Annotated in this window: 11 protein-coding genes and 8 tRNA genes; 18 read left to right on the forward strand and 1 reads right to left on the reverse strand. The window is 45.6% G+C overall.

Annotation, left to right across the window (positions count from 1 at the left end; genetic code table 11):
• Positions 1–62 precede the first annotated feature (62 nt).
• The 16 genes from MHH89_RS22735 (at position 63) to MHH89_RS22810 (ending at position 9461) form a co-directional block, all read left to right on the forward strand.
• Positions 63–154: transfer RNA gene (locus MHH89_RS22735), tRNA-Ser, on the forward strand.
• Between the two features lie 30 nt (positions 155–184).
• Positions 185–261 (forward strand) — tRNA-Met (locus MHH89_RS22740).
• Between the two features lie 8 nt (positions 262–269).
• A tRNA-Val gene (locus MHH89_RS22745) sits at positions 270–345 on the forward strand.
• A 32-nt stretch (positions 346–377) separates the two neighbouring features.
• Positions 378–453 (forward strand) — tRNA-Thr (locus tag MHH89_RS22750).
• 14 nt (positions 454–467) lie between these two features.
• Positions 468–545, forward strand: a tRNA-Asp gene (locus tag MHH89_RS22755).
• Positions 546–607: 62 nt separating this feature from the next.
• Positions 608–680: transfer RNA gene (locus MHH89_RS22760), tRNA-Phe, on the forward strand.
• Positions 681–688: 8 nt separating this feature from the next.
• A tRNA-Tyr gene (locus tag MHH89_RS22765) sits at positions 689–774 on the forward strand.
• Positions 775–779: 5 nt separating this feature from the next.
• Positions 780–852, forward strand: a tRNA-Lys gene (locus MHH89_RS22770).
• Positions 853–1001: 149 nt separating this feature from the next.
• On the forward strand, positions 1002–2096 hold the full coding sequence (locus MHH89_RS22775) for a PucR family transcriptional regulator (protein ID WP_036687042.1): 1095 nt from the start codon (positions 1002–1004) through the stop codon (positions 2094–2096).
• Between the two features lie 111 nt (positions 2097–2207).
• Complete coding sequence (locus tag MHH89_RS22780) at positions 2208–3329, forward strand: ABC transporter ATP-binding protein (RefSeq protein WP_076126826.1); 1122 nt, start codon at positions 2208–2210, stop codon at positions 3327–3329.
• 210 nt (positions 3330–3539) lie between these two features.
• Positions 3540–4478: an HPr(Ser) kinase/phosphatase gene (gene hprK / locus MHH89_RS22785; protein WP_036687047.1), complete on the forward strand. Its 939-nt coding sequence runs from the start codon at positions 3540–3542 to the stop codon at positions 4476–4478.
• Positions 4479–4490: 12 nt separating this feature from the next.
• Positions 4491–5522 carry a prolipoprotein diacylglyceryl transferase gene (lgt, locus tag MHH89_RS22790; protein ID WP_076126827.1) on the forward strand — a complete coding sequence of 344 codons (1032 nt, stop codon included), beginning with the start codon at positions 4491–4493 and terminating at the stop codon, positions 5520–5522.
• A 5-nt stretch (positions 5523–5527) separates the two neighbouring features.
• Positions 5528–6184, forward strand: a complete 657-nt coding sequence (gene ppaX / locus MHH89_RS22795) for a pyrophosphatase PpaX (protein WP_341088198.1) — start codon at positions 5528–5530, stop codon at positions 6182–6184.
• Positions 6181–6690 carry an acyltransferase gene (locus MHH89_RS22800; protein WP_172628771.1) on the forward strand — a complete coding sequence of 170 codons (510 nt, stop codon included), beginning with the start codon at positions 6181–6183 and terminating at the stop codon, positions 6688–6690. Before ppaX ends, MHH89_RS22800 begins: the two co-directional genes overlap by 4 nt.
• A gap of 293 nt (positions 6691–6983) precedes the next feature.
• Positions 6984–8192, forward strand: coding sequence for an acyltransferase (locus MHH89_RS22805; RefSeq protein WP_076186883.1), 1209 nt, complete (start codon positions 6984–6986; stop codon positions 8190–8192).
• A gap of 111 nt (positions 8193–8303) precedes the next feature.
• Positions 8304–9461, forward strand: coding sequence for an acyltransferase (locus MHH89_RS22810; protein ID WP_076126832.1), 1158 nt, complete (start codon positions 8304–8306; stop codon positions 9459–9461).
• 70 nt (positions 9462–9531) lie between these two features.
• Here MHH89_RS22810 and gntK read toward each other — a convergent pair whose 3' ends face one another.
• On the reverse strand, positions 9532–11061 hold the full coding sequence (gene gntK, locus MHH89_RS22815; protein WP_076186889.1) for a gluconokinase: 1530 nt from the start codon (positions 11059–11061) through the stop codon (positions 9532–9534).
• Positions 11062–11341: 280 nt separating this feature from the next.
• Here gntK and MHH89_RS22820 point away from each other — a divergent pair, with 280 nt between their 5' ends.
• Together MHH89_RS22820 and hisG are read left to right on the forward strand one after the other, a co-directional pair.
• Complete coding sequence (locus tag MHH89_RS22820) at positions 11342–12559, forward strand: ATP phosphoribosyltransferase regulatory subunit (protein WP_076282658.1); 1218 nt, start codon at positions 11342–11344, stop codon at positions 12557–12559.
• 69 nt (positions 12560–12628) lie between these two features.
• Positions 12629–13267 carry an ATP phosphoribosyltransferase gene (gene hisG, locus MHH89_RS22825; RefSeq protein ID WP_036687062.1) on the forward strand — a complete coding sequence of 213 codons (639 nt, stop codon included), beginning with the start codon at positions 12629–12631 and terminating at the stop codon, positions 13265–13267.
• The last annotated feature ends 8 nt before the right edge of the window (positions 13268–13275 follow it).

Consider the following 13275-nt stretch of genomic DNA (forward strand, 5'->3'; position numbering starts at 1 on the left):
TTCGGATTCAGTTTTCAGGGAGTCAAATTCCTGTTTGGATTGCTGTGGTACTGATATCGTTTGGAGAGATACCCAAGTGGCTATAAGGGGACCCTCTGCTAAGGGGTTAGACTGCGTAAGCGGTGCGTGGGTTCGAATCCCACTCTCTCCGCCATTTTCAATCCATAGCAATACTAATTATTGTGGCGGTGTAGCTCAGCTGGCTAGAGCGTACGGTTCATACCCGTGAGGTCGGGGGTTCGATCCCCTTCGCCGCTACCATAATACCTGGAGGCTTAGCTCAGCTGGGAGAGCATCTGCCTTACAAGCAGAGGGTCGGGGGTTCGATCCCCTCAGCCTCCACCATTTTCATCTTTTTAGAATTGCTTTTACACCGTGCCGGTGTAGCTCAACTGGTAGAGCAACTGACTTGTAATCAGTAGGTTGGGGGTTCAAGTCCTCTCGCCGGCACCATTTTTAATTAATGCGGAACCGTGGTGTAGTTGGCCTAACATGCCTGCCTGTCACGCAGGAGACCGCGGGTTCGAATCCCGTCGGTTCCGCCATTTTTTCCACAAAATGAGTGGGAAGTGTAAGACTTTTCCGCTTAATTGTCATGTAATCTTATGGCTCGGTAGCTCAGTCGGTAGAGCAGAGGACTGAAAATCCTCGTGTCGGCGGTTCGATTCCGTCCCGAGCCACCTTTTTTGGGGGATTAGCGAAGTGGCCAAACGCATCAGACTGTAAATCTGCTCACGTACGTGTTCGGTGGTTCGAATCCATCATCCCCCACCATTTATGAGCCATTAGCTCAGTTGGTAGAGCACCTGACTTTTAATCAGGGTGTCGAAGGTTCGAGTCCTTCATGGCTCATCCCAAACAGAAAGTCATCACCTTAGGGTGGTGGCTTTTTTTGTGTTTTTATGTCGTATTATAGTAGCGCGCTGCTGCAGTGATTAACATAATATTAGAGAATATGCTAAAATAGGCGAAAAGAGCAAAAGTGGTGGAGTATGGTGACTATGGATAGCGAAACATTGCGAAAAAAGTTAGAGCAGCTCACCGGAAAGAAAACCGGAATCAAGCAGTTAGGGAGGCAACATTCAGCTTCTCTTTTTAGCCTGGGATTGGAAGCACAAGAACAGCCGGTAATCCATGAAGGTCATCTTTGGGCACCATTATATGAGACTGATGGACGTGTAACCGCTGTCTGGGTGGAATTGGATGGACTTAACTCTTTGGAAATACAATTAGTGAATTATGCAGTTCGAAACTTTGCAATTGCACTAAAAGCTACTGGGGTTAGAGAAGAAGGGGAAGCGGAGGCTCGGCAGCTGGGTACCTGGTTGAACACCGAACTTGAGCAAGAGAAAAATGACTCTGAGATACCCGATGAGATGGCTCTAAAGGGACGTTTATTCGGAGATATGGTTCCATTCCTACTTAGCAGTGAGAATGCACATAGCCCGCAGATCACTTATCGTTCCTTAATGAAGCTGCTGCGCAGCTATTTTGAGAATGAAATTCTGCTTATACCTCTTCAAGAAAAAGAATGGTTAATATTGGCCCGGAAGGAACTACTCACGGGCGGAGATGATAAGGATGAGGAAGAAGAGAGTGTAGATGAAATTCTGGCTCAGACCAGTATGGGTTTACACGAACTGATAGCCAGCGAATGGGTAGGTGTATTCCATTTGGCTGTAGCTCCGGCTATCGTTCCTGTTAAGGGATTGACGGGATCCGTGGCCTTGCTGAGGGAGACTATTGTACTCGGACGTATTTTCCAAGTGGGTGAATATATTCATTTACCTTGGGAGCTGCATTTGGAACGTTTGGTTAACAGCATTCCTGATGCACGGCGTAAACAGTTACTTGGACAGATTGGCGACTATTCTTCCGTATTATCGGATAAAGAGATGCTGATGACCCTGGAGACGTTTTTTGAGATGGATTGTAATGTAAGTGAAACAGCCAAGAAGCTATATATTCATCGCAACACGCTTTTATACCGTCTGGACAAGATAAAACAGGAGACGGGTGCCGATGTGCGTAGCTTTGGGGACGCTGCTATTGTGAAGCTTACTATGCTTTTGTATAAAGTGACGAAAAGGAAATAGGTTTTTTGTGAACGTTACAAATAGCCACCGTGTCCCGTCTAGGGTAATATAAATGTACAAGGAAAAAAGAATTTTTCAATTAATCAATAATTAACTCGAGGGGGAAATACAATGGCAGGCGTACGTTTAGAGCATATTTTCAAAAAATACCCGGGTTCAGATAAAGCAACAGTAATGGATATCAATCTTGATATTAAAGATAAGGAATTTCTAGTATTGGTTGGACCATCCGGATGCGGTAAATCCACAACTTTGCGTATGATCGCTGGTCTGGAAGAAATCTCCGAAGGTAAAATGTACATTGGCGATCGTGTAGTCAACGACGTTGCACCTAAAGACCGCGATATCGCGATGGTATTCCAATCCTACGCCCTGTATCCGCATATGAGCGTATACCAAAACATGGCTTTCGGTTTGAAACTTCGTAAAGTGAAGAAAGATGAAATCGACAAGAAAGTACGTGAAGCTGCTAGAATTCTCGATATCGAGCATTTGCTAGATCGTAAACCAAAAGCACTTTCCGGTGGTCAACGCCAACGTGTCGCTTTGGGACGCGCTATCGTACGTGATCCACAAGTCTTCTTGATGGATGAGCCTCTTTCCAACTTGGATGCTAAACTTCGTGGTCAAATGCGCGCTGAAATCACTAAACTGGTTAAACGCCTTGAAACCACTTGTATCTACGTAACGCATGACCAAACAGAAGCTATGACAATGGGTGACCGTATCGTAGTTATGTATGATGGTATCATTCAACAAGCTGCTTCCCCTGAAGAGTTGTACAATGAACCAACTAACCTGTTCGTAGCTGGATTTATCGGATCCCCTACAATGAACTTTATCAATGGTACTTTGTCCGAAGCAAACGGTTCTATCCGTTTCCGCGCAGAGAACCTTGATGTTGAAGTACCAGGCGGAAAAGCTCAAATCATCCGCAGCAAAGGCTACATTGGCAAAGAAGTAATTATGGGCGTTCGTCCAGAAGATATCCATGAAGAGCCAGTATTCTTGGAAGCTTCCCCGAACACAATCTTTACTTCATTGGTTGATGTAACTGAAAACCTTGGTCACGAAATGCTCCTTTACTTGAGCGGCCTTGGTAAATCTACTGTAATCGCTCGTGTAGATGGACGTTCCACTACTCGCGAAGGCAGCAAGCCAAAATTGGCTATCGATATGAACAAAGTTCACTTCTTCGATAAAGAATCCGAAGTTAACATTCTGTTGGGATAAGATCGCAGGATCTTTTCTCTCTTGATAAAGCCACCCGAAAGGGTGGCTTTATTGTTTAATTAGGGTCGTAATGGATAGGCGTTAAGATTGCATTCACAAGCGTTATCAATTAAGATAGCAGGAGAATTACCTCCGGAATTGTAATGAGATCGCTGTCAACCGGACGCAGTAAGCGGACATATACCGCAGGTGACGAAAGGACGAATTTACATGGCTAAGAAAGTAAAAGTATCTGAATTGGTACAACATTTTCAATTAGAGGTTATTTCCGGCCAGGAAGGTCTAAAACGACCTATTACGGTCGATGACCTGAATCGCCCTGGACTAGAGATTGCTGGTTATTTCGAATATTATCCGGAAGAACGTGTTCAATTATTAGGTAAGACAGAACTCGCATTCTTCTCCATGCTGCCTGAAGCTGAACGTAAAAGTAGGCTTCGTGGAATCTGTAATGACAATACCCCTTGTATCGTAATTACCCGTAGTTTGGATGTGCCACAGGAGTTAATTGATATAAGTAATGAAAAGGGACTTCCTGTGCTTCGTAGCTCGATGGCTACGACTATTTTCTCCAGCCGTTTGACGAGCTTCTTAGAAGGGAGATTAGCCCCTACAGCAACGATTCATGGTGTACTCTGTGATGTATATGGTGTAGGTATGCTGATTACTGGTAGTAGTGGTATTGGTAAGAGTGAGACAGCCCTTGAACTTGTAAAACGTGGACATAGACTGATCGCTGATGATGCCGTGGAAATCCGCCAGACTTCAGATAACCAGCTGCATGGTACAGCCCCTGAGTTGATCCGTCACTTGTTGGAAATTCGCGGAGTAGGTATCATTAACGTAATGACACTTTTTGGTGCGGGTGCTATCCGTAATCATAAACGGATTACACTTGTCGTTAGATTAGAGGCTTGGCAGCAAGACAAGCAGTATGACCGGCTTGGACTTGATGAGGAAACAACGCGGATTATTGATACCGATGTTCCACTTGTAACCATTCCTGTACGTCCAGGACGTAACCTTGCCGTTATTATTGAGGTTGCTGCGATGAACTATCGCCTGAAGCAAATGGGCTTTAATGCAGCCCTGCAGTTTACGAATAAGTTAACTGCGACCATATCTGAGGATATGGACGATCTCGATTAGGAGTGTGAGACAATGTTCCCATTAGCAATAGATCCTATTGTATTCTCAATTGGATCACTGCCTGTACACTGGTACGGGTTAATACTAGGGGTCGGTGCACTCGCGGGATTATTTCTTGCGATCCGCGAGGGCAAACGGTTCGGAATCCCGCAAGAATTCTTTATGGATATGCTGCTACTGGGTGTACCCTCGGCAATTATAGGGGCACGGATTTATTTTGTAGCTTTTAAATGGGACGATTATAAGCATAATCTGATAGACGTCTTTAAGATCTGGAATGGCGGCATCGCCATTTACGGCGCATTAATAGGAGCGATTATTTGCGGAATTATTTATTTCCGTTATAAGGGTTACCCTTTCTGGCGTATTGTTGATATTTGTGCACCTGGACTACTGGCGGGTCAAATGATTGGCCGCTGGGGAAACTTTGTCAACCAAGAGGCATACGGCAGCGTAGTTGAGGAATCTTTTTTACGGGATAAACTGCATTTACCTGACTTCATCGTTAATCAAATGTACATAGGAGATGCTTTTCATCATCCGACCTTCCTGTATGAATCTCTTTGGAGCTTACTAGGGATTGCGTTATTGATGGTTCTCCGTCGTCAGAAGTTTGTACGTGCTGGAGAAATCTTCATGTCTTACTTTATATGGTATTCCATCGGTCGGTTCTTCATCGAGGCTGTGCGTACTGACAGTTTAGCTTTTAACGGAAGTGCAGGACTGGCTTCGTTTATAAACGGCTTATGGAGTCCGATGGAATGGTTAGGTTTTGAACAAGGATATCTGGATCCTGCCTATGGTAATATTCGTATTTCTCAGCTGCTTTCTCTACTTATTATTGTGGCAGCTATATTGCTGATCGTTATTCGCAGAGTAACCGGAGAGCCTAAAGCACATTATTCTGACCCTATCGTATGTACTAAACCGATCCAAGCAGATACTGTAGTGCCAGAAAGCGCAGTAAATACACCGCAGAAAACTCGTCAAGGAACACAACCTGAGCAAGGACAGCCAGCGGATGGAGATAAGAAGGAGCAGTAAAACTTATGATAGAATGCGTTCTTTTTGATCTGGATGGAACGATTGTCGATACGAATGAGCTAATCATTAGTTCATTTATGTACGCGCTGAAGGACAATGGTCTGGCTCCACTGACCAGAGAAGAGATAATTCCGCATATGGGAACAACCCTTCAGCAACAGATGAGAGTATTCTCTGGACTAGAGGATGTAAATGGTACGTTAGAAAAGTCCTATCGTTCTTATAATAATGAGCATCATGATGAGTTAGTGCGTTCCTTTCCGCTTGTAAAGGAGACCATTGAGGAGCTCTCGCGTCGTGGGATCAAACTTGGGATTGTAACTACTAAGATCCGTCCAACAACGATCAAGACCCTGGAAAGGTTCGATTTACTTAAGTACATGGATACGATTGTGACTGTGAACGATGTTACTGAACCAAAGCCACATCCGGAGCCCGTACTGACAGCGGTCTACAACCTTGGTGTTGATCCTCGCAAAACCTTAATGATAGGTGACAGTGCAGTTGATATTCAATCAGCCAAAGCTGCCGGTGTATACGCTGCTGGAGTATCTTGGTCTTTGAAGGGCGAGGATACGCTCCGCAAGTATGATCCGGACTTTATCATCCATAACATGAAGGATATTATAGAAATTATGGAGCGAGGAACGAATGAATCGTGAGAAACGTAACCCGTTATCCAGTAGAAGGTCATAACTCACTTTGGTATATTTACCGTACGGTCAGCCCTTGGAAGGGTGTCCGCAACTTTATTTTTATTCAGATTGCCCGCTATTGTCCGATTCTACCGTTAAAGAATTGGATCTATCGACGGATGCTGGGGATGAAGGTTGGTAAACACACGGCTTTTGGTCTTATGGCAATGGTGGATGTGTTTTTTCCGGAGAAAATAACGGTAGGTGAGAATTCTATTATTGGTTATAACACGACGATTCTGGCGCATGAGTATCTGATCAAGGAATATCGTCTGGGCGAAGTGGTGATCGGTGAAAATGTATTGATCGGCGCGAATACAACGATTCTTCCCGGTGTAACCATTGGAGATTGGGCAGTTATAGCTGCTGGCTCCGTGGTGCACAAAAATGTGGCGGCTGGCTCTTTTGTCGGAGGCAATCCTCTGCGAGAGCTGCGCCCCTCTTCAACGGAAGAACATTCGGAACAAGTGTAAACGATGCTTTTTTAACCCTGCAGTTACATATTGCGTTTTTTTAGCGCAGGTTCTGCAGGGTTTCTTGCGTCTTAGAGAAGATTATTAAGGAAACTTTAAGTTCTTCTTAAGTTTTTAGAACAGATACATTCGATATAATTAGCGTTAGTAATAAGGCGAATCCCACGCTAGGCATTCAGCTTCAAATATCAGAATGTAAAATCAGCAGGTGCAGGCTTCCTGGTATTTTCAGTTTCCACATTCCGCTTAGCGTCTCTATGAACAACCATCATAGTAGAGAAGAGGAATATAATATGAACACTGCGAGACAGGAAAGGCTGCCCCAGCTGGATATTTTCAGAGCATTAGCGATCTTAGGCGTATTGCATGTGCATTCCTCATCTTTTGCCGCTGGAGAGCAGGCACTGCATTCCCCTTATTATTACTGGCTGAACTGGATCAACATTTTCTTTAAATTCGGTACGCCCTCATTTATTTTTCTGAGCAGCTTTGTATTGTTTTATAATTATTATGGGCGTCCTGTGACACGCAGCTTGATTATTAATTTCTACCGTCGTCGATTAAAGTATATTTTATTACCTTATCTGCTAGCCTCTATGGGCTATTACGCACTAACCTTATATGTGAACGGACGATTGACCCAGAACCTCGGTGGCAACCTGTACAGCTTTATTAGAGCGTTATTCTCAGGTTCCGCATATGCGCATTTGTATTTTGTATTTATCAGCATTCAGTTTTATTTGCTTTTTCCAGTACTGCTTAAGCTACTCCAGAGTTCCCGCTTTTTAATTAAATGGGCGGTTCCGCTCGGATTGGCACTTCAGTGGGGGTTTATTTTCTGGAATAAATACGAACTGCACATTGTTGAAAAAGGGAGCCTCGCGATCTCTTATCTGGCTTATTATATGATGGGTGCTTATATCGCAATTCACTTTGAGAAGGTGAAGACTTGGCTGATGAAGCCATGGAGGGAGCTAACTGCCAGGCAAAAAGGATGGACTGCCCTGTTAGTGAGCGGGTGGTTAATTGCAGCCTTTATCCATGTGCAGCTATGGTATGTGGCCCGCCATTTTGGGGTGTGGACGGATTCGCTGTGGTACGAGCTATTATGGAATGTCCATACGATGTTATCAGCATTGGTTCTGTTGTATGCTACATTCCTGATCTATCGTAAGGCCTCTCGCGGGATTGTTGCTTTTTTAACACGTTTGGGTGAACTCTCATTTGCGATATATTTGATTCATCCGCTATTGCTGGCGGTATATCGCAGGTTCCGATATCAGATTCCCCTAGAGTCGCTAACATATGTTTTGTTCATCTACGGAGGGCTTGTGGTCGCACTGGGAGGGAGCTGGCTTATTGTGCAGTTTGCTTTCCGGCGAGTTCCGGGTTCATGGATTATTTTTGGAAGCGTGCCTCGCTCTTTGGAATCCAGTCCGCAGGAAAAGTCAGGTTATATCCCTGAGGAACGGGCAAAGGGGTTCGTGCAGCAGGAGAAATAGCGTTAGAAGAAGGTCTGATACACACACACGCTTAAACGTGGGGAAGTAGCCTTCATAATATTTGATTAAAAAGGCATCACTTCGATGCGGAGCTTAACAGGAGGAAAGATTATGAGACAAAAAGAAAGAATTCCGCAGCTGGATATTTTTCGGGCGATTGCTATTTTTGCAGTGCTGGCTATTCATGCTACTTCACGAACGTTGGCGGAGACACTAGGTACAAACATGTTTCATCCGTTCTTATTTATTAATAAATTCAGCCAGTTCGCCGTACCTTCATTCATATTTTTGAGTGGGTTCGTGCTCTTCTATAACTATATTGACCGTCCGCTGGGTGGCAAAACGCTAGGAAAGTTCTACACTAGAAGGCTGCTTTATATTATTGTGCCTTATGTAGTATTTTCACTGCTGTATTTTGCGTTAAAAATGAATGCCGGGAATACTTGGGGCTTACCTCCGGGGGAGATGGCTTCTAAGCTATGGAAGTATTTATGGACAGGAACGGCATATACGCATCTGTATTATATTATTATCATTATTCAGTTTTACGTGTTATTTCCGCTCATTTTGTGGTGTTTGCAAAAGGTTCGTCATCTGGCGGCTTGGGCGCCGCTGATCGGGTTATTACTACAGTGGGGTTTTGTGCTGCTGAATAAATACATGACCAATCACGGGTATTGGCAGTTATCCAAGGGGAGTCTGGCGATCACTTATTTCTCGTATTTCCTGCTGGGTGCTGGGATTGCAGTGTATTACTCTTCTTTGAAAAAATGGTTAGTGCCTTCACGTGAAGGCTGGCGCGCCGGTAAAGGTCCGGTTTGGATTACGTTGTGGTTGTTATGGATTGTAGCAGGGGTTGTTCATGTTGAGCTATGGTTTAATAATTACACGAAAAAAACTGTCATCAACAGCTTATGGTATGAGGGTTTCTCTAATCTACATGCGCTGCTCTCTTGTGTGGTGCTGTTGCAAATCTCCTTCTTGCTCTATGGAGCGGGTCGTAGCTTGCTGACAAGACTTTTGGTATCCGTAGGAGCATGCTCCTTCGGAATTTATCTATTGCACCCTATGCTGCTGTATTTCTATAGAAAATTACCGTTTCACGGGGGTTCTCTTGCGTACATCGCAGCGATTGTAGGAGGATGGCTTGTTGCGCTGCTGGTTTCATGGCTGGCAGTGGCTCTCGTCTTCCGGTATGTGCCTGCGTCTTGGATTATTTTCGGATCAGGCGCACAAAAGAAAGCAAAAACAGGCTCCATAAGCGCATAGTCTACTGCTAGGTAATATAAAAGCGCCGGTCTCCCGTATATGCGGGTTGACCGGAGCTTTTATTTTTTGTCTATTCTCCAGCTTGTTCCCGCTGAAACTCCGCAATAGCTTGATACTGGCTTTCCAGACTACGGTAGACGGAAATATAAATCGGCAGCAGCTGCTTGTACACTTTGGTATGTTCATCAATTGGATCATGCTGGTAAGTTGAACCGATCATGTCGAATACAACATCGAAGGAGTCCACGCGGCCCGTTGCGTAAAGACCAAGCACTACTGCTCCGAGGCAGGAGCTTTCAATACTCTCCGGAATGATGACCTCTTGATCAAAAATATCAGACATCATCTGCCGCCAGACTGAGGAACGGGCGAAGCCGCCTGTAGCCAGAATTTTGCTAGGACGCCCGATTTGCTCTTCCATAGCCAGCAGAACCATATACATATTGAAGATTACGCCTTCTAGTACCGAGCGAATCATATGCTCCTTATGGTGATTCATAGAAAGGCCGAAGAAGGAGCCACGAGCATCAGGATTCCACAGCGGTGCCCGTTCACCAGTTAAGTAAGGATGGAATAGAAGACCACCGCTACCTGCCGGAACTTGTTCCGCGATGCGCGTTAGAACCTCGTAAGGGTCAATGCCAAGACGTTTGGCGGTTTCGACTTCAGAAGCAGCGAACTCATCCCGTACCCAGCGGAACAGCATACCACCGTTATTAACGGGCCCTCCGATCACCCAATGTTTTGGGGTTAAGTTATAACAGAAGGTCCGTCCTTTAGGGTCGGTAAGCGGGTGGTCCACTACGGTGCGAATCGCTCCGCTTGTTCCAATCGTTGCGGCCACTACACCGGGTTTAATCGCGCCTACGCCAAGGTTGGACAAGACGCCATCACTGGCTCCTACGACAAAAGGTGTCGTCGGGAGCAGTAACAGCTCCTCTGCTAGACCGGGAAGCAGGCCTTGCATGATCTCTGTGGTGGGAACAAGCCGTGAGAGTTGATCTGGTGAAATATGGGCTATCTCCAGGGCCTCTTTATCCCACTCCAAAAGTTCAAGGTTGAGCATGCCTGTAGAAGAGGCAATGGAATGATCGATGATGTATTCGCCGAACAGCCGAGCGAATATGTATTCTTTTATAGAAATGAATTTATAGGTTTGTTGAAACAACTGAGGCTGCTCTTCCCGAAGCCACATTAGCTTGGTAATCGGTGACATAGGATGAATAGGCGTTCCTGTGCGCAAATACAACTCATGTCCGTTGAACTCGTTCTTCAGGCGAAGTGCAGATCCGGCACTACGGTTGTCAGCCCAAGTGATGCAGGCAGTAAGTGGTTTACCCAGCTGATCAATTGCAATGACACTGTGCATGGCTGAACTGAAGGAGACGAATAGGATCTTATCTGGAGTTACGGCGCTTTGCCGCATGACATTAGAGAGGGTATGAAAGACTGCACGTAGGATTTGCTCTGGGTCCTGCTCCGCTATAGAAGGGGAGGGTTGATGCAAGGGATAACCCATATTCGCTTGTGCAACTATGGCTCCATTCTCCTCGAAGAGAACTGCCTTTGTACTTGTAGTACCAATATCAACGCCAATCATATAGGATTTAGTCAAGCGTTAGCCCTTCTTTCTAGGTGAAAGTATATTTTTAGAACACCAATTACAAAATTATGAAGTACAATCGTATTAGCTCATTATAGTATTCGATAAGCGGGGAGGCAAAAATAAAGAAAATGCCAAACGCTCGACTAAGGGTTTGATTGACGAAAAAGCAGTGAACATGATACGATATTGAAAATACTTTAATTTGCTACCACTTTACCATAGTAAAGTAAACATAAACAGTATCTAATGATAACTGACGAGGTGAACAATGAAGATGTCCAAACCAAAGGGATTTGAGAAGCCGTCTGGCGTTCGGGACTATCTGCCCCGGGCCGTAACGAAATTGCGCAAAATTGAGAATGATGTACTGCATTGCATGAGTCGCTGGGGATATCAGCAAATGATGACTCCAACGTTGGAATATTACGATACAGTTGGCGTGGCTAGCTCTACGTCGGACCAGAAGCTCTATAAATTACTTAACAATCGTGGTCAGGCTTTGGTGCTTCGATCAGAAATGACTGCCCCGGTTGCCCGTGTTGTTGCCTCTCTATTGAAGGATGAGCCACTGCCATTGCGTCTGTCATATCACGCGAATGTATTCCGTGCCATTGAGGAAGAAGCGGGGCGGGAAGCGGAGTTCTTCCAGACAGGTGTAGAGCTGGTAGGTGATGATTCACCTGAGGCCGATGCGGAGGTAGTGGCGCTTGCTATTTCTTCGCTGCAAGCCGCGGGTGTGAAGTCTTTTAAGATCGCTATGGGGCATGTAGGCTTTCTGAATGGGTTATTTCAAGAGGTACTTCCTGAACTGCCCGAGGCTCAAGAGGAGCTGAAAAGTCATTTGCTGGGCCGTGACTATGTTTCTTTCCGGGAGACTTTACAGCGGCTGGATCTTACAGAAGCGCAGAAGAACGAACTGGATGGGCTGCTGCGTCTGCGCGGAGGCAAGGAGATTTGTGGACAGGCGCTAGAGCTGAGCAATCATCCGCTCGCGCGTCATTCGATTGATCATTTGTGCAAGGTGTGGGAGGTGCTGGTCTCTTACGGCGTATCACAGCATGTACTGATTGATCTGACGATGATCGGGGACTTTTCCTATTATACAGGCATGACTTTTGAAGGTTATGCAGCGGAGTTAGGATTTCCGGTATGCAGTGGTGGTAGATACGACAATCTGCTGCAACAGTTTGGGCGTCCGATCCCATCCACAGGATTTTCCTTAAAAACGAATCGCATCCTGGATGGTGTAACTGGAGTGGTCGAAGAGGAAGAGCTGCCTATTTTGATCCAATATGATGCGATTCGCAGAAAAGAAGGCTTGGAAGAGGCAACACGCCTGCGGTCAGAGGGTCATGCAGTCGTTACTAGACTTGCTGCAGGTCCAGAAGAGCTTGAAACGGTGAAGCGTTTGGATACGGACACGGTTGAAGCAGAGGGTGTACGGTACGGTGAGATCTATACATTCGTATCTTTTGTAAGTGAGCATGGCTGAGGATATCGTTAGTACAAAAAGCGATTAACATAAATTTTGCATGGAGATGGAAAAGGAGGCAACTTAACAATGGCACAGATATTGAAGGTGGCTATGCCAAAAGGCCGGATTTACGAAAAGGCTGCTGAGCTGTTCCGCCAGGCAGGTCTTCCGATTCCACCGGACGGTGAGGCATCACGCAAGCTTGTTATTCCGCTGCCTGAGGCAGGGATGGAGTTTATATTGGCGAAACCAGTAGATGTACCTACATATGTAGAATATGGCGTGGCGGATATTGGGATCGTGGGCAAGGATGTTTTGCTGGAGGAAGATCGTGATGTATACGAGCTGCTTGATCTTGGCATTGCCCGCTGCCGGATGTCGATCATCGGATTGCCGAACTGGCAGCCGGGAATTCAGCAGCGTGTAGCGACGAAATATCCGAATGTAGCTTCAAGGTATTTTAGGGAGCAGGGGCAACAGGTCGAGGTAGTGAAGCTAAATGGATCCATCGAGCTTGCACCACTGATTGGTCTGGCCGATCGTATTGTGGATATGGTAGAGACCGGGCAAACGCTGCGGGACAACGGATTAATCGAAATGAAGAGTATATTCGAAATTACAAGCCGCCTGGTGGCAAATCGTGTGAGCTATCGGATGAAAAATGAAGAGATACAGCAACTGTGTGACCGACTACAGGCAGTTATAGGGCAGCCTAATTTGCGGTAGGCGGCAAC

Origin of the sequence: Paenibacillus sp. FSL H7-0323 (assembly GCF_038002725.1) — a bacterium.
GTDB lineage: Bacteria > Bacillota > Bacilli > Paenibacillales > Paenibacillaceae > Paenibacillus_AQ > Paenibacillus_AQ odorifer.